22 protein-coding genes are annotated in these 20,472 nt (G+C 64.2%); 4 read left to right on the top strand and 18 right to left on the bottom strand.

The features are described 5' to 3' along the window. Window positions 1-108: 108 nt before the first annotated feature. From ACFX5Q_RS25260 to ACFX5Q_RS25295, 8 genes are all read right to left on the bottom strand, one after another. Window positions 109-1,176, bottom strand: a complete 1,068-nt coding sequence (locus ACFX5Q_RS25260) for an ABC transporter ATP-binding protein (protein ID WP_404282435.1) — start codon at window positions 1,174-1,176, stop codon at window positions 109-111. Beyond that, window positions 1,176-1,964, bottom strand: coding sequence for an ABC transporter permease (locus tag ACFX5Q_RS25265; protein WP_404282437.1), 789 nt, complete (start codon window positions 1,962-1,964; stop codon window positions 1,176-1,178). The genes ACFX5Q_RS25260 and ACFX5Q_RS25265 overlap by 1 nt, the downstream gene beginning before the upstream one ends. Beyond that, complete coding sequence (locus tag ACFX5Q_RS25270) at window positions 1,964-2,833, bottom strand: ABC transporter permease (RefSeq protein ID WP_404282438.1); 870 nt, start codon at window positions 2,831-2,833, stop codon at window positions 1,964-1,966. Before ACFX5Q_RS25270 ends, ACFX5Q_RS25265 begins: the two co-directional genes overlap by 1 nt. 67 nt (window positions 2,834-2,900) lie before the next feature. Then, window positions 2,901-3,962 (bottom strand): ABC transporter substrate-binding protein, encoded by a 1,062-nt coding sequence (locus ACFX5Q_RS25275; RefSeq protein WP_404282440.1) that lies wholly within the window; start codon window positions 3,960-3,962, stop codon window positions 2,901-2,903. 40 nt (window positions 3,963-4,002) lie between these two features. Beyond that, entirely contained in the window at window positions 4,003-4,971 is a 969-nt protein-coding gene (locus tag ACFX5Q_RS25280; protein ID WP_404282441.1) for a PfkB family carbohydrate kinase, read from the bottom strand. Next, the gene (locus ACFX5Q_RS25285) at window positions 4,968-6,011 is read right to left on the bottom strand and encodes an ADP-ribosylglycohydrolase family protein (protein WP_404282443.1); all 1,044 of its coding nucleotides are present in this window, start codon (window positions 6,009-6,011) and stop codon (window positions 4,968-4,970) included. Before ACFX5Q_RS25285 ends, ACFX5Q_RS25280 begins: the two co-directional genes overlap by 4 nt. A gap of 3 nt (window positions 6,012-6,014) precedes the next feature. Continuing rightward, complete coding sequence (locus ACFX5Q_RS25290) at window positions 6,015-6,740, bottom strand: GntR family transcriptional regulator (RefSeq protein WP_404282444.1); 726 nt, start codon at window positions 6,738-6,740, stop codon at window positions 6,015-6,017. Window positions 6,741-6,826: 86 nt separating this feature from the next. Then, a complete protein-coding gene (locus ACFX5Q_RS25295; protein WP_404282446.1) occupies window positions 6,827-7,597 on the bottom strand; it encodes an IclR family transcriptional regulator C-terminal domain-containing protein in 771 nt (256 codons plus the stop codon). 118 nt (window positions 7,598-7,715) lie between these two features. Here ACFX5Q_RS25295 and ACFX5Q_RS25300 point away from each other — a divergent pair, with 118 nt between their 5' ends. Genes ACFX5Q_RS25300 through pcaF form a run of 3 tightly spaced genes read left to right on the top strand, consistent with a single transcriptional unit; the run spans window position 7,716 to window position 10,579 of the window. Next, on the top strand, window positions 7,716-8,573 hold the full coding sequence (locus ACFX5Q_RS25300; RefSeq protein ID WP_404282448.1) for a CoA transferase subunit A: 858 nt from the start codon (window positions 7,716-7,718) through the stop codon (window positions 8,571-8,573). Further along, window positions 8,570-9,373 (top strand): CoA-transferase subunit beta, encoded by an 804-nt coding sequence (locus ACFX5Q_RS25305; protein ID WP_404282449.1) that lies wholly within the window; start codon window positions 8,570-8,572, stop codon window positions 9,371-9,373. Before ACFX5Q_RS25300 ends, ACFX5Q_RS25305 begins: the two co-directional genes overlap by 4 nt. Next, window positions 9,374-10,579, top strand: coding sequence for a 3-oxoadipyl-CoA thiolase (pcaF, locus tag ACFX5Q_RS25310; protein ID WP_404282451.1), 1,206 nt, complete (start codon window positions 9,374-9,376; stop codon window positions 10,577-10,579). Window positions 10,580-11,169: 590 nt separating this feature from the next. Here pcaF and pobA read toward each other — a convergent pair. The 6 genes from pobA to pcaD are packed head-to-tail and all read right to left on the bottom strand — an operon-like array spanning window position 11,170 to window position 15,976. Beyond that, window positions 11,170-12,339, bottom strand: a complete 1,170-nt coding sequence (gene pobA / locus ACFX5Q_RS25315; RefSeq protein WP_404282453.1) for a 4-hydroxybenzoate 3-monooxygenase — start codon at window positions 12,337-12,339, stop codon at window positions 11,170-11,172. Next, on the bottom strand, window positions 12,339-13,391 hold the full coding sequence (locus ACFX5Q_RS25320; protein ID WP_404282455.1) for a 3-carboxy-cis,cis-muconate cycloisomerase: 1,053 nt from the start codon (window positions 13,389-13,391) through the stop codon (window positions 12,339-12,341). The genes pobA and ACFX5Q_RS25320 overlap by 1 nt, the downstream gene beginning before the upstream one ends. Window positions 13,392-13,404: 13 nt before the next feature. Next, window positions 13,405-14,019 (bottom strand): protocatechuate 3,4-dioxygenase subunit alpha, encoded by a 615-nt coding sequence (gene pcaG / locus ACFX5Q_RS25325; protein WP_404282457.1) that lies wholly within the window; start codon window positions 14,017-14,019, stop codon window positions 13,405-13,407. Next, on the bottom strand, window positions 14,019-14,771 hold the full coding sequence (gene pcaH / locus ACFX5Q_RS25330) for a protocatechuate 3,4-dioxygenase subunit beta (RefSeq protein ID WP_404282458.1): 753 nt from the start codon (window positions 14,769-14,771) through the stop codon (window positions 14,019-14,021). Before pcaH ends, pcaG begins: the two co-directional genes overlap by 1 nt. Continuing rightward, window positions 14,764-15,174, bottom strand: coding sequence for a 4-carboxymuconolactone decarboxylase (gene pcaC, locus ACFX5Q_RS25335; RefSeq protein WP_404282460.1), 411 nt, complete (start codon window positions 15,172-15,174; stop codon window positions 14,764-14,766). The genes pcaH and pcaC overlap by 8 nt, the downstream gene beginning before the upstream one ends. Beyond that, window positions 15,167-15,976: a 3-oxoadipate enol-lactonase gene (pcaD, locus tag ACFX5Q_RS25340; RefSeq protein WP_404282462.1), complete on the bottom strand. Its 810-nt coding sequence runs from the start codon at window positions 15,974-15,976 to the stop codon at window positions 15,167-15,169. Before pcaD ends, pcaC begins: the two co-directional genes overlap by 8 nt. Before the next feature lie 92 nt (window positions 15,977-16,068). Between pcaD and pcaQ the strand changes: the two genes are divergently transcribed. Next, window positions 16,069-16,986 (top strand): pca operon transcription factor PcaQ, encoded by a 918-nt coding sequence (gene pcaQ / locus ACFX5Q_RS25345; RefSeq protein WP_404282463.1) that lies wholly within the window; start codon window positions 16,069-16,071, stop codon window positions 16,984-16,986. Between the two features lie 149 nt (window positions 16,987-17,135). Here the strand turns inward: pcaQ and ACFX5Q_RS25350 are convergent, their stop codons facing one another. From ACFX5Q_RS25350 to ACFX5Q_RS25365, 4 genes are read right to left on the bottom strand one after another with little or no spacing between them, the layout of a single operon-like run. Next, window positions 17,136-17,864, bottom strand: a complete 729-nt coding sequence (locus ACFX5Q_RS25350; RefSeq protein WP_404282464.1) for an ABC transporter ATP-binding protein — start codon at window positions 17,862-17,864, stop codon at window positions 17,136-17,138. Further along, entirely contained in the window at window positions 17,845-18,609 is a 765-nt protein-coding gene (locus ACFX5Q_RS25355; RefSeq protein WP_404282466.1) for an ABC transporter ATP-binding protein, read from the bottom strand. Before ACFX5Q_RS25355 ends, ACFX5Q_RS25350 begins: the two co-directional genes overlap by 20 nt. Then, window positions 18,606-19,607, bottom strand: a complete 1,002-nt coding sequence (locus ACFX5Q_RS25360; RefSeq protein WP_404282468.1) for a branched-chain amino acid ABC transporter permease — start codon at window positions 19,605-19,607, stop codon at window positions 18,606-18,608. Before ACFX5Q_RS25360 ends, ACFX5Q_RS25355 begins: the two co-directional genes overlap by 4 nt. A gap of 3 nt (window positions 19,608-19,610) precedes the next feature. Further along, a complete protein-coding gene (locus ACFX5Q_RS25365) occupies window positions 19,611-20,471 on the bottom strand; it encodes a branched-chain amino acid ABC transporter permease (protein ID WP_404282470.1) in 861 nt (286 codons plus the stop codon). Between the last annotated feature and the right edge of the window lies 1 nt (window position 20,472).

Raw genomic sequence — 20,472 nt, forward strand, 5'->3', positions numbered from 1 at the left:
TATAACGCCATGGCCCCTGCATCAGCTAAGCCCGGCACCATCATTTCCCATCAGGACCGGAAAGTGCCAATTCCGACATCGGGCCGATTGGACACGCGACAATGCCTGCTAGCCTGCGGCGATCAGCACGGTGCTTTCCGGCGACCAGCTGAGCATCACCGGCTGACCCTCGGCGAGGCGATCGGCGCCGGTATTCTGCACGATCACCTTCAGTGTCTGCCCGGCACGTTCGACGAAATATGTGCTGTTGTTGCCGGCGAAGATGCGCTTGGAGACCTGTCCCTTCAGGCTATTGGCGTTGGCCGATTCCAGCCTGCCCGTGCCGGTCGATATCTGGATGCGTTCGGGCCGAACGGCGCAGCTGGCCTTGGCGCCGGCAGCAAGCTTCGCGCCGGCGCCTGCAGCAATCGCCGTGCCGTCCGGCAGCCGAATACCGTCGCCCGTCGCTTCACCGCGAAAAATGTTGGCGTCGCCGAGGAAGGTAGCGGCGAACTCGCTTTGCGGTCTGTCGTAGATCTCCTCGGGCGGTCCTTCCTGCACCAGCCTGCCGTCGCGCAATATGCCGATGCGGTCGCTCATCGTTAGCGCTTCTTCCTGGTCGTGGGTGACGAAGATGGTGGTGATGCCGATCTCGCGCTGGATGCGCTTCAGCTCGATCTGCATGTCGACGCGCAGCGCCTTGTCGAGCGCGCCCAGTGGTTCGTCGAGCAGCAGCACACGCGGCTTGGTGACGATGGCGCGGGCAAGCGCGACGCGCTGGCGCTGGCCGCCCGACAATTGGTGCGGCCGCCGGCCGCCAAGCTTGCCGAGCTGCACGAGATCCAGTGCTCGCTGCACCTCCGTGGCGATGGTGGCCTTCGGCTCGCCGCGCACCGACAGGCCGAAGGCAACATTGTCGGCGACGCTCATATTGGGAAACAGCGCATAGTTCTGGAACACCATGCCGATCTGCCGTCTCTCGACCGGCACCCGCTCGACGCTCTCGCCGCCTATCGCAATGCGGCCGGAGTCGGGAAAATCGAACCCGGCGATCTGCCTGAGCAGCGTGGTCTTGCCGCTGCCCGACGGCCCGAGCAGCGCATAAAAACCGCCATCGGCGAAATCGATGGAGACGTCGTCCAGCGCCTTGTGCGCGCCGAAACTGCGGGAGACGTTCGATACCTGGACGCCGGCCATTATTTCTCTCCGCCGAATTTGAAGAAGCGCGCCGTGAGCAGCATCAGCGCCATCGAGACGGCGATGATGATCGTCGAGACCGCGTTGATCTCGGGCGTGAAACCCTTGCGGATCGCCGCGTAGATCTCGACCGGCAGCGTCGTCTGACCCGGCGTCGACAGGAAATAGGAGACGACGAACTGGTCGAACGACACGGCGAATGCGAACAGCCCGCCGGCAATCACGCCGGGCATGATCCATGGCAGCGTCACGCGGCTGGTCACCTGCCATTGGTTGGCGCCGAGCGAGCGCGCCGCCTCTTCCAGCTCCGGCGCGAAGGTCTGCAGCCGCGCCGACACCACGACGATGACATAAGGCAGCGCCAGCGCCACATGGCCGAGCAGGATCGCAAACAGGCCGCGCCCGATGCCGACGCCGAAGAAGAAGATCAGCATCGCCGTGCCGGTGATCAGCCACGGAATGGCGATCGGCGGGAACAGCAGCGCCTGCAGGAATTTCTTGCCGCGGAATTCATAGCGGTAGAGCGCCAGCGACGCTGCCGACCCGAGCACGGTGCAGATGATGGTAGTGATGACGGCAATCTCGATGCTGTTCCAGCTCGCCGAGATCAGCTGGTCGTTCTGCCATAGCGAGGCGTACCATTCCGTCGTCCATTCGAACGGCAATTGGTAGAAGGGCGAAACGTTGAACGACATCAGCGCCATGATGACGATCGGCAGATAGAGGAAGGCGAGCAGCAGCCAGATGTAGAGGCGGCCGAGCCATTCAAGGACGCGCGTCGTCATCATCACGCGGCCCTCCGCAGCACCGGCGACGCCACCGCCAAAATGACCAGCACCACAGCCAGCAGGATGAAGGACAAGGCCGCGCCAAGCGGCCAGTTGAACACGGCGACGAACTGGTCCTCGATGACCGTGCCGTAAAAGGTACCGGTGCGGCCGCCGAGGATGCGCGGCTCCATGAACGAGCCGACGACCGGCACGAAGATCAAAGCCGCACCCGCCACCAGCCCGGGCATGGAGAGCGGGATGATGATCCGCTTCAGCACTTGCAGCCGCGTCGCGCCGAGCGAGCGCCCGGCCTCGATGAGCGAGTCATCGATGGCCTGCAGCGTCAGATAACAGGTCAGCACCATATAGGGCACGTAGGAGTGCACCAGGCCGATGATGACGGCCGGGTAGGAATACATCAGGTCGATGTTGATCTTGAACGGCAGCACGGCATTCAGTGCCGTGTCGAGGATGCCGCCCTCGCGCAGCACCATCGCCCAGGAAAAGATGCGCACCAGCCCGTTCGACCAGAACGGCAGGATGACGAGCAGGAAGATCGCCTCGCGGCTGCGCCCCTTCAGCACCTTGGCCAACACGTAGGCGGCAGGATAGCCGATGACGATGCACCACAGCGTCACCTCGAGTCCGAGGCGTAGCGAAGCCAGCAGCAGCGTCAGGTAGAGGCTCTGCGAGAAGAAGGCGGCATAGTTGCCGAGCGTGAACGCCCACGGCTTTCCCGACAGCGGCAGGTCGGTCATGAACGAGAAGAAGACCATGGCCGACAGAGGCAGGAAGATCGCCACCGTCAGCCAGAGATAGGCAGGCGCAAGCAGCGGCAAGGCCGATCTCAGCCCGTTGCGCGACACGGTCGCAACCTGTGCTGCCATGGTTCTCTCCTCCCCAGGATTGAAGAACCAGCCGGCAAATACCGCCGGCTGATTCTGACGTCGGCTGTTACTTCACGTCGACCTTGAGCTGCTGCCACAGCGCCAGATAGGCCTCGCGCTGCGCGTCGGTGATCGGCGCCTGGAACTGGATGCGCTTCGCCACCTCGGGGTCGCCCATGACCTTGCGGTTGAAGGCATCCTCGGGAAGCGCGGCAACCGCCTTGGTGTTAGCCGACACCGGCGCGCCGACCTTGGTGACCCATTCGACATAGAATGCCGGGTCGATCATGTAGTTGATGAAGGCCTCGGCGCCCTGGACATTCTTGGAACCGACCGGGATCGAAAAGGCATCGAGCCAGGCGACAGCGCCCTCCTGCGGGATGACCAGCGAGACCGGCAGCTTGAAGTGGGTCTTGGCGCGGTCGGCCGAGCCGCTCCAATAGGTGCCGATGTCAATCTGGTTGGAAGCCACCATCTGGTTCCAGTCGTTCTCCGAACTCCAGAAGGTCTTGATCTGCGGCATGAGCGAGGTCAGCTTCGCCTTGACCGCTTCCATATCCTTGATGTCGTTGATGTTCTGTCCCGTGGCGATGGCGCCGAACTGGACAGCTTCGACGGCGTCGTCACGAATGACGACACGGCCCTTGTGCGCGGCATCCCACATAACGGCGATGCTCGTCGGCGGCTTGTCGAAGGACTTTTCGTTGATGGCCAGAGCGGTCAGGCCCCACACCCACGGCACGCCATAGACCTTGCCGTCATGATCGAGCATCGGCGAGCCCGCCTTGTCCGGGCTGATGTCGGCATAGTTGGAGAGCTTCGACACGTCGATCGGCTGGATCAGCTTTTCCGCCATCGCCTGGTCGTTGAAGGCAGCGTTAATCATGACGACGTCGTAGAGGCCGGGATTGGTCCGGAGCTTGGTCAGCATTTCCTGTTCGGAATTGAAGAAGTCGTTGACGACCTTGTTGCCGGTCGCCTTCTCGAAGGCGGCGATCGCCCACGGCTCGTCGGCGCCATAACCCTTCCAGTTGAGCACGTGCACTTCGGCCGCGCTGGCGGCCAGCGTGAGCGCGGAGGTGAGGACGGCGGTCGCCGTGAGCAAAGCAGTCAGTCTGGGCATGCGCATGTTGGTTCCTCTCATTGTTTGCCCGCTTGGCGGGGCTTGTTTAGGCCTCTTGCTTCCGGCCATGCGCGGTCGACGATCGATCGTGATGGCTGAGGAATTCCTGGATCTCCTCGTTGTTCGGCGCCGACGATCCCCCGTGCCGGGTGACCGAAAGTGCTGCCGCCGCATTGGCGTAACGCGCCGCTTCGAAAGCCGGCACGCCGCGAGACAGCGCGCTGACAAAGGAGCCGATATGGGTGTCGCCGGCGCCATTGGTGTCGATTGCATCGACCTTGAAGCCTGGAACCGTCTTCGTGCTGCCGTCGGCCAGCCGCACGAAGCAACCCTTCGCGCCGGCGCGGATGACGACGCCTTCGGCCTTCGGGCAATGGCTGGAAAGCAGCCTTGCGGCGAGTGCTTCGACATCACCCAGGCCAGCGATCTCGGCCGCCTCCGTCGTGTTGCAGCTCAGCCAGGTGGTGCGGGCAAGCACCCGGTCGAGAACGGCACGCGGAATGTCTGCGACGACCGGGGTCGGGTCAAAGACGAAGGGTATGTTTGCCGGCAGCGCCTCGATCCAGTCGGCCAGCGCATCACGGCTGCCGGAATAGCTCAGCGTATACCCGGACGCGAACACCCAGTCTCCTGCCGAGGCTTGCACGGGCGCCATCATGTCGAGGCTGAGCACGCTCTCGGCGCCGGGCCACGACACGAAGGTGCGTTCGGCGTCGCTGCTGATCATGGCGACGCAATTGCCGCTGTCCATCACGGGTGAAGCCGGCGTCAGCGTTTCGATACTTTCGGCGGCGAAGGCGGCGCGCAAAAAGTCGCCATTCGGCCCGCTGCCGAGCTGGCCTCCGAAAACGACAGTCATGCCGGTGCGGCTGGCCGCGACCATCATGTTGAAACCGCCGCCCGCGACCTGGGCAAAGCCCGATGCGGTTTTCTCCGCGCCCGGCGCCGGCAAGGCGTCGATGCGGTAGACATAATCGACAACCGCGCTGCCAATATGGACGAGACGCCCGCTCATGCTGCCGCATCCTTGCCGGGGCCGGCCTTGGCCACGCGTGCCGCGACAAGATCGGTAGCCAGCGCACGAACCTGCGCGACGTCGATACCGACCAGCCTGGCGATGTGCTGTTGCGGCAGCCGGGAAAAACCTGTGCAGGCGCCGGCCATGCCGGCGGCTATGGCGCCGATCGTGTCGGTGTCGCCGCCGAGATTGGCGCTAATGACGGCCGCCTGCCACGGATCGCCTGCGGCGACCTCGAGCACGGCGAAGGCCGCCGGAACCGATTCCTGGCTGGCGACGCCGGTGCCGACCAGATCGACGATCAGCCGGATGGCGTCCTTCACCGTTCTGCCGCGCACAAGCTCCTGGGCCCACACGATGCGCGCGGCGATGTCGCCGCCTGTCACCCAATGCCCAAGTGCGGCACCCTGCCTGGCAGCCGCGACGGCACTATCGGAAGCGGCGCGCCAGTCGTCGCCGGCAACGCCGCGGCTGACGGCGGCGGCGACAGCGGCGGCCGAGGCGATGGCTATCGAAGTGTTGTGCGTGGCCCGGCAGGTTTCGGCCACCTTGGCGGCCAGCGCGTGGAGCGGCGCCAGCGGCATCATGATGCCGACCGGCGCAATGCGCATGGCCGCGCCATTGGTGTCGCCGCCGCGCCCAGCCTCTTCCGCCGGCATACCATTGTTGATGGCGTCGATGGCACGCTTGGTCGACGGCCCCAAGAGATCGTAGCTGCCACGCGCCTTGACGTCGCGCTCCCAGTCGAGCAGCGCATTGACCCAGCGCGTGTGATCGAAGCGATCGCCGGATTCGACGAGAATGCGGCCGAGCAGCAGCGCCTGCTCGGTGTCGTCGGTGATGGTGCCTGCCAGCAAACCCTTCGACACCGGATGATCGGCGACGGGGGCAACAAAATCCTCGACATGGCCGTAGAGCGCCGCAATACGGGCCGGCGACAAAAGCTGAGTCGGCATGCCCAGCGCATCGCCCAACGCTCCCCCAACAAGCGCGCCCATGGCGCGATCGAGCATATCCTTGTTGGTTGCATCCGGCATCGCTCAGAACCTCATATGCAGCGCGAAGTGTGCCGGGTTGAGCAGGCTGGTGACATATTCGATCGGCCGGTCATCGGCCGCGCGCGTCAGCCTGCGACCGCGCAGGAAGGGCGTGCCTTGCGGGCAGCCGAGAATGGCCGCATCCTCGGCATTCAGCATTTCGATGCCGACCCATTCCTCGCCATGGTCGGGAATGAGACCGGCGCCGCGCAGGGTCTGGTGCAGCGAACCCTCGCGCAGGCCACGCAGCGGCACGTCCTCCAGCTCGGGCGACAGCGGCAGGCGGCTGCGTTCGATCGAAATCGCATGGCCGTCGCTGGCGTTGGTGCGCACCCGGTCGACAGCGATGAAGAATGGGCTCTCAATACCGAGCAGCGCCGCAAGATCGGCGTCCTCGATCACCTCCAGCCGCAGTGTTCGCGTCTCGGCATTGGCGCCGGCATTGGCGAGCGCCCGCGACCAGCCGATCGCATCGTCGACCGGCTTGCCGTCGAAAGTGACGAAGGAGCCGATGCCGACCCTGGTGGTGATCAGCCCGCGGCTGGACAGCTCCTCGAGGCCTTTGCGGACGGTGTTGCGGCTGACGGAAAAGCGCTGGACGAGCTCGTTCTCGCTCTGCAGGCGATCACCGAAACCGAGCACGCCGGAGCGGATTTCATGTTCGAGAACGGTGGCGATCTGCTCGGGCTTGCCCGTGCCGGGAGACAGTTGAACCGCGCGCCGCTTCATATGGGTACCTGTTCAGTGAACCTGTATAATCCTGTTCAATATTGGATTTTGGCCACCTCGTCAATCGCTAACGATACGGGTTTTCGTCAGACGAAGAAGAACTCCTCGATGCGCTGTTTCGCACGAAGCAGCGCGGGCAGGATCTCGCGCTCCATCGCCTCGACGGAGAAACGGGCCGACTGGGTCGAGACATTGATCGCTGCCACAGTTTTCCCGGTGCGGTCGCAGATCGGCACGGCGATCGAGCGCAGGCCGAGCTCCAGTTCCTCATCGACGATGGCGAAGTCATCCGCCCTTGCAGCGTCGATCGCTTTGCCCAACGCGCCACGACTGGTGATCGTCTTCGGCGTCCGCCGCTCGATCTTTGCTTCGGCAAGGAAGGACTTCAGTTCGTCCATGCCCAGCCCGGAAAGCAGCACGCGCCCCATCGAGGTGCAATATGCCGGCAGCCTTGTACCGACATCGAGCGACACGCTGAGGATGCGGCGGCCGGGAATGCGGGCGACATAGACCACATCCTCGCCCGACAGCACCGCCGCGTTGCAGGCCTCGTCGAACTGCCCCGCCACCTCGCGCATGATGGGTGCCGCGAAGGTCCACAGCGACGCGCCGCCGAGCCAGGTGCGGGCGACGGTCAGCAGCCGCGGCGACAGCGAAAACAACCGGCCGGATTGTGTCGCATAGCCAGTCGCGGTCAGCGTCAGCAGGAAGCGGCGAGCACCGGCGCGGGTCAGCCCCGCCTCCTCCGCCATTTCGGTCAGCGTCATGCCGGCGGGATGCCTAGCAAGGATTTCCATCACCGCAAGCCCGCGTTCGAGCGAGCCGACATGGTCACGCGAAACGCTTTCTTCGTCCATGTGGCCTCCGCAAACACTGCCGCGTCGGGATTGACTCAATGCGATCATCCGACATAAAAGTATCTCATAGCAAACATGTGTTCGCAATACGAACTTTTTGAAGTCCGGAGTTGCCGCGATGGTGAAGTTCCTGCCCCTCAAAGAGGCCGTGGCCGAGAACCTGCATGATGGCGACACGGTCGCCTTCGAAGGCTTTACCCATCTGATCCCGACGGCTGCTGCGCATGAGGCGATCCGCCAGGGATTTCGCGACCTGACGCTGATCCGCATGACCCCCGACCTGATCTACGACCAGATGATCGGCATGGGCATGGCGAGGAACATCATCTTCTCCTATGTCGGCAATCCCGGCGTCGGCCTGCTCAGGCGCGCCCGTGACGCCATCGAGAACGGCTTTCCCCGGTCGATCGAGATTGAAGAGCATAGCCATGCCGGCATGGCCAACGCCTACGAAGCAGGTGCGGCCGGCCTGCCCTGCGCAGTGTTCCGCGGCTATCGCGGCGCCGGTTTGGCGTCGGTCAACCCGAACATCCGCTCGGTCACTTGTCCCTTCACCGGCGAGGTGCTTGCCGCCGTTCCGGCCATTCGGCCCGACGTCAGCTTCATCCATGCGCAGAAGGCCGATAGTAAAGGCAATGTGCTGGTCGAAGGCATCATCGGCATCCAGAAGGAAGCCGTGCTGGCGGCCAAGCGCGCCGTGGTGACGGTCGAGGAAGGGGTCGACAGTTTCGACGATCTCCATCCCAACCTGACCGTGCTGCCAAGTTGGACGATCAGCGCCATCTCGGTCGTGCCCGGCGGCTCGCATCCCTCCTACGCGCATGGCTACTATGTGCGCGACAACGCCGCCTATCTCGAATGGGACGAGATCGCCGCCGACCGCGACCGCTTCCAGGCCTGGATGCAGGCAAACGTCATCGAAAGCACGGCCGGCGATTTCGCCGCGCGCGTCGAACATCTGAGGCCTGCGGCATGAGCGAGGACCAAAAACTGGGCTTCACCCCCAACGAGATGATGACGATCGCCGCCAGCCGAGCGCTGAAGAACGACGACGTCTGCTTCGTCGGCATCGGCGCGCCGTCGGCCGCCTGCAACGTCGCGCGGCTGACGCATGCGCCCGACATCACGCTGATCTACGAGAGCGGCACCATCGGCACCGCGCCCGACGTGCTGCCGCTGTCGATCGGAGACGGCGAACTCTGCGAAACGGCGGTCACCACCGTCGCGGTGCCGGAGATGTTCCGCTACTGGCTGCAGGGCGGCCGCATCTCGATCGGCTTCCTCGGTGCGGCCCAGCTCGACAAATTCGGCAACATCAATACCACCGTCATCGGCGATTATGCGCACCCGAAGACCCGGCTTCCCGGCGGCGGCGGTGCGCCCGAGATCGCCACCTCGTCGAAGGAGGTCTACATCACCATGGCGCAGACCAAGCGCGGCATGGTCGAGAAGATCGATTTCTTCACCTCCTTCGGCCATGGCGAAGGCGGCGATCACCGCAAGCGTCTGGGCATCGATACGGCAGGCCCGACATTGCTGATCACCGACCTTGCCATCTGGAAGCCGAACCCCGTCACCAAGGAATTCACGGTCGTATCCTTGCATCCCGGTGTCAGCCGCGAACAGGTGCAGGCGACCTGTGGCTGGGTCGTAAAGTTCGCCGAGGCGCTTGACGAAACGCCGGCACCGACGGAACTCGAACTGAAAACATTGCGCGATCTGCAAGCCCGCACCAAGGCCGCGCATGAGGGAACCGCGAAAGAGAAAGCTGCATAGATGGCCGAGGCCTTTATCTGCGACTACATCCGCACGCCGATCGGCCGCTTCGGCGGCGCGCTGTCCTCGGTGCGCGCCGATGATCTCGGCGCCATCCCGCTGAAGGCGCTGGTCGAGCGCAATTCCGGTGTCGACTGGCAGGCGATCGACGACGTCGTCTATGGCTGCGCCAATCAGGCTGGCGAGGACAACCGCAATGTCGCGCGCATGGCGCTGCTGCTCGCCGGCCTGCCCCAGGACATTCCAGGCTCGACCGTCAACCGTCTCTGCGGCTCGGGCATGGATGCCGTCACCATCGCCGCGCGCGCCATCAAATCCGGTGAGGCCGAGTTGATGCTTGCCGGCGGTGTCGAATCGATGAGCCGCGCGCCCTTCGTCATGCCCAAGGCCGAAACCGCCTTTTCGCGCAACGCCGAGATCCATGACACCACTATCGGCTGGCGCTTCGTCAACCCGCTGATGAAGAAGCAATACGGCGTCGATTCCATGCCGGAGACCGGCGAGAACGTTGCCGAGGATTTTTCCGTCTCGCGCGCCGACCAGGACGCTTTCGCCGTGCGCAGCCAGGACAAGGCGGTCACCGCTCAAGCCAATGGCCGGCTGGCGAAGGAGATCGCCCCGGTAACGATCCCGCAGCGCAAGGGCGATGCGGTGATCGTGTCGAAGGACGAGCATCCCCGCGCCGGCACCACGGTCGAGGCGCTGGCCAAATTGCCGACGCCGTTCCGGCAAGGCGGCACGGTGACCGCCGGCAACGCGTCCGGCGTCAATGACGGCGCGGCGGCCCTCATCATCGCTTCGGAAGCGGCTGCGAAGAAATACGGCCTGACGCCGGTCGCCCGTATCCTTGGCGGCGCCGCTGCCGGTGTCGCGCCGCGCATCATGGGCATCGGCCCTGCCCCGGCCACGAAGAAACTCTGCGTCCGCCTGGGCCTGACGCCAAAACAATTCGACGTGATCGAACTCAACGAAGCTTTTGCCTCCCAGGGCATCGCAGTGCTGCGCCAACTCGGCATTGCCGAGGACGCGGAGCACGTCAATCCGAATGGCGGCGCCATCGCGCTCGGCCATCCGCTCGGCATGTCCGGCGCCCGCATCACCGGCACCGCGGCGCTCGAGCTTCGCGAACGCGGCGGCCGTTATGCTTTGGCCACCATGTGCATCGGCGTCGGTCAGGGAATTGCGATCGCGCTGGAGCTGGTCTGAAATCCTCGCTACTCTGCCTGCTGCTCTAAGGGAGTGCGACACAGTGGTTTGGCCGCCAGTCTAACCGTTAGGCGCTAAACCCAACCGACGTTCAGGGGGGCTTGGTGGGTAAAAGCAGGACAGAAACCTTCGGGGCCGCGGTCGACACTCTAATGGTCGCGGTGTTTGCGAGCCTAGTCTCAATCAGGCCGGGGTTGGCGGACGAAGTGGAAACTGGCCGATGCGCAAATGAGATGGCGTTCATCGTATCGGCGATAGACAACATTTTGTCACAAGAGAATCTGAGTGGTGGTGGTTACTCTTTTCAGAAGTCTCTCAGAGAGAAATTCCCAACCGGGAAATGCGACCTCGCAGCTGTTCGAAAAACTATTAGATCATCCAAATATTTTCACTACGACAAAATCAATGATGACGGAGAAATTGTTAGATTATCCAGCAAATATGTTGTAGCTAGATTTTATATTGACACCAAAACGAACGAAATTTGGCGAGACAGTAGTTATATAAGAATTAAGAAGACAGAAGAAGACTATAAATAAGTTCGCGTATCGTGAAGAGTAAAGCTGTCTATTATAACATCACGCATCCGATCAATAGGGCAGGCCAACGTAGTTCTCCGCCAGCGCCGTCGATGCCGCTTGCGAATTCACGAGATAATCGAGCTCGGCTTCCTGGATGCGCTGGCCGAATTCGCCCGTCTCCGGGAAGCGATGCAGCATCGTCGTCATCCACCAGGAGAAGCGCACCGCTTTCCACACCCGCGCAAGCGCCTTGGCTGAATAGGCGTCGAGCGCTGCCTCCGACCCCTCGCGATAGAATTCACGAAGCCCGGCAAAGAGATAGCGCACGTCGCTGGCAGCGAGGTTGAGACCCTTGGCGCCGGTGGGCGGCACGATATGGGCGGCGTCGCCGACCAGGAACAGTCTGCCGAAGCGCATCGGCTCGGCGACGAAGGATCGCAGCGGCGCGATAGACTTCTCGAAGGATGGTCCGGTGGTAACGGCCGCGGCTGTCTGTGGTGGCAGGCGCTGTCGCAACTCTTCCCAGAAGCGATCGTCCGACCAGGCCTCGACGCGCTCGTCGGCGGGGACCTGCACATAGTAGCGGCTGCGGCGCGGCGAGCGCATCGAGCAGAGCGCAAACCCCCGCTCGTGATTGGCGTAGATCAGCTCATGATCTGCCGGCGGCACTTCAGCCAGCACGCCCAGCCAGCCGAACGGGTAAATCCGCTCGAACGTTTTCAGCGCGCCTTCCGGCACCGACCTGCGGCTGACGCCGTGATAGCCGTCGCAGCCGGCGATGAAGTCGCAATCGACGCGATGGCCGACGCCATCGTTGTCGTAGGTGACGAACGGTGTGCCGTCGAAGTCGTGAAGCGCGACGTTCGCCGCCTCGTAGACGGTGACAAGCCCCGCCGCCTCGCGCTTGTCCATCAAATCATGTGTCACCTCGGTCTGGCCGTAGACGGTGACATGCTTGCCGCCGGTGAGCGCCGTGAGGTCGATGCGGTGCAGACGCCCATCGAAGGCGAGCGAGATGCCGGAATGCGGCAGGCCTTCGGCATGCAGCCTGGCTGCAGCGCCCGCTTCGCCGAGCAGGTCGACCGTGCCCTGTTCGAGCACGCCGGCCCGCACACGACCGAGCACATGCTCGCGGCTCGATCGTTCGAGGATGACCGTCTCGATTCCGATGGTGGCGAGAAGCTGGCCGAGCAACAGGCCGGACGGCCCCGACCCGACAATCAAAACCTGTGTGCGCATCAGTGTCCGAGACTTTCGATCTGCCCGGCGAGTTCGGCGGCGAGCCGCAGAGCGGCGGCCGTCGCCACCACCATCTGCGGCAACAGCAGCCATTCCAGCGTCCACGCCGCGCCGGACCGCTCCTGCTCGTGCACAAGCGCCTGATGCATGCCGGAAAGCTGGGTGGCGTTGAAGCGGGCCAGCGCCACCAGTGCCTCGGCCTTCACCGGGTTCTGCTTGTGCGGCATAGCCGACGAACTGCCGCCGCCGGAAAGCGCGATGTCGGTACCGGCCTGCGCCATCAGCGCCATGTCCTGCCCGAACTTGCCGATGCTGCCCGTCACCAGAGACAGCCAGCCGGCGAAATCGGCGAGCGCATCACGCTGGCTATGCCACTGCGGCGCGTCGGCGAGGCCGAGCCTGGCGGCCAGTGCCGCGCGGACAAGCTCGGCCTTGTCGCCCAGTTTCTCCAGCGTGCCGGCCGCACCGCCGAACTGCACCACCAGCAGCCGCCCGGACTGTTCCGTCAATCGCAATTGATGGCGTTGCAGCGGTGCCTGCCACGGCCGGACGCGGTCTGACACCTGGATCGGGATTGCTGGCTGCATGCGGGTCATCGCCATCAGGGCCTTTTTCCCGAACTGCTCTTCGAGAGAAGCAAATCGCACGATATTCTCGGTCAACAGCAGGCCAAGATGCTCGACCACGGGTTTCAGCCGAAGCATCAACGCGGTGTCGATGACATCCTGGCTGGTCGCCCCGAAATGAACCCACTGGCCATGCGGTTCGCCAACAGCGGTCTTGATCTGCCGCACCAACTCGGGAACTGCGACGCCATCTCTGGCGACGCCGGCGCGCAGCTTCGCCGTGTCGGGCCGGAATGAGGCCAGAGCCATAACGATCGCGGCTTCGGCCTCGTGAGGGATGACGCCGCTTTCCGCCTGGGCCTCCGCCAGCGCACGCTCGAAGGTGAGCATCGCGGCGATTTCCGCTTCCACGGAAAAATGCCTCGCCGCCTCCTCGTCGCCGAGAAGGCCCGACATCAGCGGATGGTCGAAGGGCGATAAGGTCATGCGGCGGTCACGGTCAGCTGTCGAAGAAGACCGTCTCCTTCTCACCCTGCAGATGGACATCGAAGATGTAGCTGTCGCCCTTGCGTTCGGCGATCAGCGTCGGCACGCGCACCCGATGCTCGATGCGGGCCAGGATCGGATCCTCGGCATTGGCCTTTGCCTCGTCGGAAAAATAGAGCCGCGTGTGCAGGCCGATGTTGATGCCGCGCGCCACGATCCACAGGCTGACATGCGGCGCCATCAGCCGCCCGTCGCGGAACGGAACACGACCTGGCTTGATCGTCTGGAAGGTGCATAGCCCCGTTTCCATGTCGCTCGGGCAGCGGCCCCAGCCCAAAAAATCCGGATCGGCTGCTCCGCGCAATTCGGCCGGCGAATTGTAGAGCCCATTGGCATCGGCCTGCCAGATCTCGATCAGCGCATCCCTGAGCGGCGTACCGGTGCCGTCGAGCACCCGGATCTCGAGCCCGATCCGCTCGCCTTGGGTCTTGTCGTTGACCATCGAAGCGCCGAGATCGGCCGGATAGACCCCACCGATGCCGCAGAAGTTGGGCGTCAACCCGATATGCACATAAGGGCCGGCGGTCTGCGAAGGGCTTTCCTTGAGACGGTCAAGCGACTGCGCCATCAATTGCCCTCCGGCCGGTTCTCGAACAGCGAGGCGCGCCGTCCGCGCAGCACGATGTCGAACTTGTAGGCGCGCGCATCCATCGGAATGGTCGCCTGCATGTCCAAAGCGGCGATCAGCGTATCGATTGCCGCTCTGTCGCGAATGCCGCGCACGATCGGGCAATGCCAGATCAGCGGATCGCCTTCGAAATACATCTGCGTGATCAGCCGCTGCGCAAAGGCGTGGCCGAAAATCGAGAAATGGATGTGCGAGGGCCGCCAGTCATTGGACCCGTTCGGCCAGGGATAGGGCCCGGGCTTGACGGTGCGAAAAGCATAGCCCCCATCCTCGCCGGTTATGGTGCGGCCGCAGCCGCCGAAATTCGGATCGAGCGGCGCCAGATAGCCGTCCTTCTTGTGGCGGTAGCGGCCGCCTGAATTGGCCTGCCAGAATTCGAGCAGCGCGCCCGGCACGCCCTTGCCGCGCTCGTCGAGCACCCTTCCGTAGACGATGATGCGCTCGCCGATGGCGCTTTCGCCGGGCCCGGCGAAATTGTGGATCAGATCGTTGTCGAGTTCGCCGAGCATGGCGTGGCCGAACACCGGGCCGGTCAGTTCCGACGCCGTGTTGTCGAACGCCAGCAGCGCCTTCTGCGGCGAGCGCAGCACGGAGGTCTTGTAGTCCGGCGTCAGCACCGGCGGGTGCCATGTCCGGTCGCGCTGGAAGAAGGCACCGGTCTCCGGTATCCGGTTCGAGCCGGGCTCAGGCATGGGCGCCCTTGCCTCCATCCATTTGCGAGAACACCTCCTTGGCGATCTTGAAGGCGCGGTTTGCCGCCGGCACGCCGGCATAGATCGCGACATGCAGGAACGCCTCGCAGATATCGTCGCGTGAGGCGCCGGTGTTGGCGGTGGCGCGCACATGCATGGCCACCTCCTCATCATGGCCGAGTGCCGCCAGCAGCGCCAGCGTCACGATCGAGCGCTCACGATGACTCCAACCGGGCCGCGCCCACACGGTTCCCCAGGCGGCCTCGGTGATCAGGTGCTGGAACGGCCGGTCGAAATCGGTGGCGGCGTCCTCGGCGCGATCGACATGCGGATCGCCGAGCACCGAACGCCTGACCGACAGTCCGGTGCGGAATGCGTTTGTATTCTTCGACACTTCATCCATGAGTTTGCTTTCCATCGGCAAGCGAAGCGACAAAGTCGCGGATCAACACGGTCAGCGCCTCAGGCTGCTCGACGCAAGGGATATGCCCGGCGTCGCGGATCACCTCGAAGCGCGCGCCGGGGATGAGATCGGCCAGCGAGCGCACAAGCTCGGGCGGCGTCGAGCCGTCCTGGTCGCCGACGATGCACAGCGTCGACACCGCGATGCGGCGCGCGGCCTCGGTGAAATCCGCGTCGCGAATGGCAGCGCAGGTCCCGGCATAGCCGGCGGGCGCCTGCCTGGTCAGCATGTTCCAATAGCCGTCAAGCTCGGCCGAACGCGCCGTGTGGAAGGCGGGGGTGAACCACATTTTGAGTACCCCGTCGGCAATCTCCTGGATGCCCTTGCTTTCGACTGTTGCAATGCGCGCGTTCCAGCTGTCCGCCGTGCCGATCTTGTGCGCCGTGTCCGACAGGATAAGGCCTTCGACACCTTCGGGGCGCCGCGCATAAAACCCTTGCGCGATGAGCCCGCCCACCGACAGGCCGCACAGCACGACCTTGCCAAGACCGAGATGGTCGATGAGGCCGCAGAGATCGTCGACATGATCGTCGATCGAGTTGACACCGCCAATATCGGAGAGCCCATGACCGCGCTTGTCGTAGACGAGCAGAGGCATTTCACCATCAAGCGCCGAGACAATTTCGTCCCAGATCCGAAAGTCGGTGCCCAGCGAATTGATGAACACGATCGGGCGCGCATTGCCAGCTGCCGGCCTGTAGCAGTGATGCAGCGTGATGCCGCCGATGCTGACGAATGGCACGATTTCGATCCTCCACTGCTACCTTGCACTAGGTGTTTGGTTCGGTAAAATGATATTTTGCGGCATTTCATTAACTTGGGGGTTATCGAACCATGGCCGAAAGCCGCATCCGCTTCAGACACCTGCAGGCGTTTCTCGAAGTGGCGCGGCAAGGCAGCGTGGCGCGCGCCGCCGATTTCCTGCATGTCAGCGCGCCGGCGGTGACCAAGACATTGCGCGAACTGGAAGAGGCGCTCGGCATCGCCGTCGTCGAGCGCGACGGCCGCGGCATAAGGGTGACGCGGCTCGGCGAGATCTTCCTCGGTCATGCCGGAACGGCAGTCACCGCGCTCAAGCGCGGCGTCGATTCCGTCCGGCAAGACGGCGCCATCAACCGCCACCCGATCCGCATCGGCGCGCTGCCCACCGTGTCGGCGCGGGTGATGCCGCTCGCCATGAGCCTGTTCCTGAGCGAGAACACCGGCGCCGCGATCAAGATCGTCACCGGCGAAAATGCGGTGCTGCTCGAACAATTGCGCGTCGGCGCGCTCGACCTCGTCGTCGGCCGGCTCGCGGCGCCGGAAAACATGACCGGCTTCTTCTTCGAGCATCTCTATTCCGAACAGGTGCTGTTCGTGGTGCGGGCCGGACATCCGTTGCTCGAGCCTGGCCAGGACGTATTCGCCCGCCTCGACGAATTCCCGGTGCTGATGCCGACGCGGGAATCCGTCATCCGCCCCTTCGTCGACCGCCTGTTCATCACCAATGGCATGACGGCGCCGGCGACCGAGATCGAGACCGTCTCGGATTCCTTCGGCCGTTCCTTTATGCGCCAGAGCAATGCTGTCTGGATCATCTCGGCCGGCGTCGTCGCCAACGAAATCGCCAGCGGCGCCTTCGTCGCCTTGCCGGTCAACACCGAGGAGACCAAGGGACCGGTTGGCCTGACCATGCGAACCGACACCGCCCCTTCGCCGGCCTTCACCATCCTGCTGCAGACGATCCGCGAGGCGGCCAGCCACCACGCCTGACGCGCACCAGCGCCCCTGCCTCTTCCGGGAATTGCTCTTTGTCTTTGCGCAATTCCGGACGGAAAACCGCTGCACACTTTTCCTGGAATTGCTCTATGTCTTTACGCAATTCCGGACGGAAAACCGCTGCACACTTTTCCCGGAATTGCTTAAGCGATCGAATGCGGCATCGCGGCAACGCCAAGCAGCCTCTCGATGGTCTGCGGGCTGGCGCGCAGTGTCGCCGGCGTCCCCGTCCAGGCGATCCGGCCGCGCTCGAGGATGAGCACCTGATCGGCGAAGTCCAGTGCGGCCCGGATCCTTTGCTCGACGAGCAGGATGGTCATTTCGCCGCCGGAAGCGAGCCGTGTCAGCGCCGCCATAAGTTCGTCGCAGATCACGGGCGCCAGTCCTTCGAGCGGCTCGTCAAGCATCAGCACGGATGGACGGCCGAGAATGGTGCGCGCCGTCGTCAGCATCTGCTGTTCGCCGCCTGAGAGCTGGTTGCCGCGATTGCGCCGCCGCTCCTTCAGCCGAGGGAACATGGCGTAAGCCTCGTCCACGGCCGAGCGCTGGCGATCCTTCAGCCCGACGAAGAGGTTCTCCTCCACGGTCAGCGACGGGAAGATGCCGCGCTCCTGCGGCACGTAGCCGAGGCCAAGCCAGGCGCGCGAGGCGCTGTCCTTGCCGACGATGTCGACGCCCCCGAGCCTGATCTCTCCGGCATGGCGCCGCGTCTGGCCGGCGATCGTGGCGAGCAGTGTCGATTTGCCGACGCCGTTTCGTCCGAGCACCGCCAGCCTGGCGCCCGCAGGCGCAACGAAAGACACGTCTTCGAGCACACGGGTCTGACCGTAGCCAGCGGTCAGACCCGATATCTCAAGCGGCGCTGCGGTCATCGGCATAGCTCCCGAGATAGGCCTCGCGCACGCGCGCATCCTTCGTCACGTCGCCGGGTGCGCCGTCGAAGATGATCGTGCCGGCGGCCAGGACGATGACCCGTTTGGCAAAACGGAACACAAGATCCATGTCGTGTTCGATCATGAGCACCGCCAGGTCGGCGGGAAGCCCGGCGAGTGCGGCCTCGATGCGCGGGGTTTCGCTTTGCGGAACACCGGCCGCTGGCTCGTCCAGCAGCAACACTTTCGGTCTCAACGCCAACGCGAACGCAATCTCCAGCAGCCGCTGCTGCCCGTAGGCGATCTCCGCAACCTTGCGGTCGGCGGCGGCCTCCAGGCCAAGCGTGCGCAGCAGCGCCTCGCTCTCTTCGAGGACTTCAGGCATCGACCAGAACGTTCCGTACAGGCGGCCGGTACGGCCCTGGCGCTGCAGGACGGCGAGTGCGAGATGTTCCCGCGGCGTCATCTCCGGGAAGAGACGCGTGACCTGAAAGGACCGTACCAGGCCGCGTTGCACGCGCTGCATCGGCTTCATGCCGTTGATCTGATCGCCGGCGAGGCGGACGACCCCTGAATCCGGTTTCAGATGGCCGGTGACGAGATTGACGAACGTGGTCTTGCCGGCGCCGTTTGGCCCGATAAGCGCCACGCGGTCGCCGGGCGCCATCGCCAGCGAGACGGCCTGGGTCACCGCCAGCCCGCCGAAGGCCTTGCTCAGCCGCTCGACCTCGAACAAAGCGGTCATCGCCGCCTCCACTGATCGAACAGCTGGGCGGCCGTGCCAAAAATGCCGCGCGGCGCAAACAGCACGACACCGACCAGCAGCGCGCCCATGATCGTCAGCCAGTGGAACGGGTTGGCGGCGGAAACGAAATCCTCGAACAGCATGAAGACGACCGTGCCGATGATCGCGCCGTAGAGCGATCCGGTGCCGCCAAGCACCAGCATCACCAGCGCCTGCGCCGAGAGGGTGAAGCTCAGGCTGTCGAGCCCCACCACCTGGGTGGAGATTGCATTGAGGCCACCACCGACGCCGGCGACCAGGCCGGAGATGATGTACATCTTGAGCAGTGTCTTGCGCACCGACGCACCCATTGCCGCAACCCGGATCGGATCCTGCCGGATGCCGCGGCAGAGCATGCCAAACGGGGAGCGCGACAGGCGCTGCAGCAGGAAGAAGACAATCACCAGCAGCGCTATTCCCAGCACATAGGCGGTGCGTCCCCAAAGATCGAATGCGAAAACGCCGAACAGCGGGCTTGGCGCAATGTCCGTCAGGCCATCGCTACCGCCGGTCCAGCTCGCGGCCTTGTTGGCCGCCTCGTGAAAGAGATTGACGATGGCGATCGAAAGCACGAGTTGCCCGAGCCCGTGGCCGCGCAGGACGACGAGGCCGGATATGAGGCCGGCGACCGCGCCGCCTGCGGCGCCTGCCGCAATCATGGCGATCGGGTCCGATATGCCGAAATGCGCGGCGGCGATGCCGGCGGCATAGGCCCCGGCACCGAACAGCGCGGCGTGGCCGAGTGTCGCCACGCCGCAGAAGCCGGTCACGAGATCGATCGACAGCACCAGCATGACGATGCCGATGACGCGCGTGAGCAGCGCAAGATTGTTGGGAAACAGCAGATAGCCGACGATCGCCGCCGCAAGGATCGCCGCAAGGCCGATCCAGTCAGCCGAAGCGGGGGAACGCGGCCTGGCGACTTGCCCGGCGAGGCTTGCAGGATGATTGGCGTCCATCCGTCAGGCCCTTCCAAGCAGGCCGCGCGGGAACGCGCAGACGATGACGATCACGGCAAGGTAGAAGAAGAACTCGCCATATTCCGGCACCAGATAACGTCCCGTCGTGTCGACCGCGCCAAGCACGAGGCAGGCAAGCAAGGCGCCGCCGATCGAACCGGCTCCGCCGACCGAGACGACTACGAGGAAGGTCACCATGTAGCGCAGCGCGTAGTAGGGTTCGATCGGCAGCAGTTCGGCGCCGACGATGCCGCCGAACGCTGCAAGGCCGACAGCGATGGCGAAGCTCGCCGCATAGACGGATTTTGTCCTCACGCCGAGCGCAGCGGCCATCGGCGCATTGTCCACCGAGGCGCGCAGCTTCACCCCGAAGGGCGTCCTCTCGACGAGATACCAGAGCGCCGCTGCGACGGCGAGGCCGCACAGAATCGCAAACAGCTTGTGCGCGGCAATCGAACGAAAGCCGAGATCGACCGGGCCGCTCAGCATGGCGGGCAACGGGATGGTCTTGAGCGTCGGCCCGAATAGATAGTTCGCGATGCCGATGATGCAGAAGGTGATGCCGATCGTCATGAGTACCTGGATGAGTTCCGGCTTGTTGTAGATGCGGCGGTAGAGCAGTCGCTCGATCGGTGCAGCAATCACAACGGTGCCGGCCACCGCCAGCACGACACCGGCGACATAGCCCAGGCCAAGATCACGCACGGCATAGGAGGCGAGATAGCCGCCGACCATCGCGAAGGCGCCGTGCGCCAGATTCACCACCCGCATCAGACCCATCGTCATCGACAGGCCGATCGAGATGACGAACAGCACCATGCCGTAGGCAAGGGCGTCGACCGCGATGCTGAGCACGCTCTGCATG

This window comes from Mesorhizobium sp. IMUNJ 23033 (assembly GCF_044778005.1).
In the GTDB taxonomy this organism is placed as follows: domain Bacteria; phylum Pseudomonadota; class Alphaproteobacteria; order Rhizobiales; family Rhizobiaceae; genus Mesorhizobium; species Mesorhizobium amorphae_A.

Coding starts and splice junctions, on each gene's coding strand:
- ACFX5Q_RS25300 (WP_404282448.1), top strand. CDS start 7,716: ATGGTGAAGTTCCTGCCCCTCAAAGAGGCCGTGGCCGAGAACCTGCAT.
- ACFX5Q_RS25305 (WP_404282449.1), top strand. CDS start 8,570: ATGAGCGAGGACCAAAAACTGGGCTTCACCCCCAACGAGATGATGACG.
- ACFX5Q_RS25265 (WP_404282437.1), bottom strand. CDS start 1,964: ATGATGACGACGCGCGTCCTTGAATGGCTCGGCCGCCTCTACATCTGG.
- ACFX5Q_RS25350 (WP_404282464.1), bottom strand. CDS start 17,864: ATGACCGCAGCGCCGCTTGAGATATCGGGTCTGACCGCTGGCTACGGT.
- ACFX5Q_RS25365 (WP_404282470.1), bottom strand. CDS start 20,471: ATGCAGAGCGTGCTCAGCATCGCGGTCGACGCCCTTGCCTACGGCATG.
- pcaF (WP_404282451.1), top strand. CDS start 9,374: ATGGCCGAGGCCTTTATCTGCGACTACATCCGCACGCCGATCGGCCGC.
- ACFX5Q_RS25295 (WP_404282446.1), bottom strand. CDS start 7,597: ATGGACGAAGAAAGCGTTTCGCGTGACCATGTCGGCTCGCTCGAACGC.
- pcaQ (WP_404282463.1), top strand. CDS start 16,069: ATGGCCGAAAGCCGCATCCGCTTCAGACACCTGCAGGCGTTTCTCGAA.
- pcaC (WP_404282460.1), bottom strand. CDS start 15,174: ATGGATGAAGTGTCGAAGAATACAAACGCATTCCGCACCGGACTGTCG.
- pcaH (WP_404282458.1), bottom strand. CDS start 14,771: ATGCCTGAGCCCGGCTCGAACCGGATACCGGAGACCGGTGCCTTCTTC.
- ACFX5Q_RS25260 (WP_404282435.1), bottom strand. CDS start 1,176: ATGGCCGGCGTCCAGGTATCGAACGTCTCCCGCAGTTTCGGCGCGCAC.
- ACFX5Q_RS25360 (WP_404282468.1), bottom strand. CDS start 19,607: ATGGACGCCAATCATCCTGCAAGCCTCGCCGGGCAAGTCGCCAGGCCG.
- ACFX5Q_RS25285 (WP_404282443.1), bottom strand. CDS start 6,011: ATGCCGGATGCAACCAACAAGGATATGCTCGATCGCGCCATGGGCGCG.
- ACFX5Q_RS25320 (WP_404282455.1), bottom strand. CDS start 13,391: ATGACCTTATCGCCCTTCGACCATCCGCTGATGTCGGGCCTTCTCGGC.
- ACFX5Q_RS25290 (WP_404282444.1), bottom strand. CDS start 6,740: ATGAAGCGGCGCGCGGTTCAACTGTCTCCCGGCACGGGCAAGCCCGAG.
- ACFX5Q_RS25270 (WP_404282438.1), bottom strand. CDS start 2,833: ATGGCAGCACAGGTTGCGACCGTGTCGCGCAACGGGCTGAGATCGGCC.
- ACFX5Q_RS25275 (WP_404282440.1), bottom strand. CDS start 3,962: ATGCGCATGCCCAGACTGACTGCTTTGCTCACGGCGACCGCCGTCCTC.
- pobA (WP_404282453.1), bottom strand. CDS start 12,339: ATGCGCACACAGGTTTTGATTGTCGGGTCGGGGCCGTCCGGCCTGTTG.
- ACFX5Q_RS25280 (WP_404282441.1), bottom strand. CDS start 4,971: ATGAGCGGGCGTCTCGTCCATATTGGCAGCGCGGTTGTCGATTATGTC.
- ACFX5Q_RS25355 (WP_404282466.1), bottom strand. CDS start 18,609: ATGACCGCTTTGTTCGAGGTCGAGCGGCTGAGCAAGGCCTTCGGCGGG.
- pcaG (WP_404282457.1), bottom strand. CDS start 14,019: ATGGCGCAGTCGCTTGACCGTCTCAAGGAAAGCCCTTCGCAGACCGCC.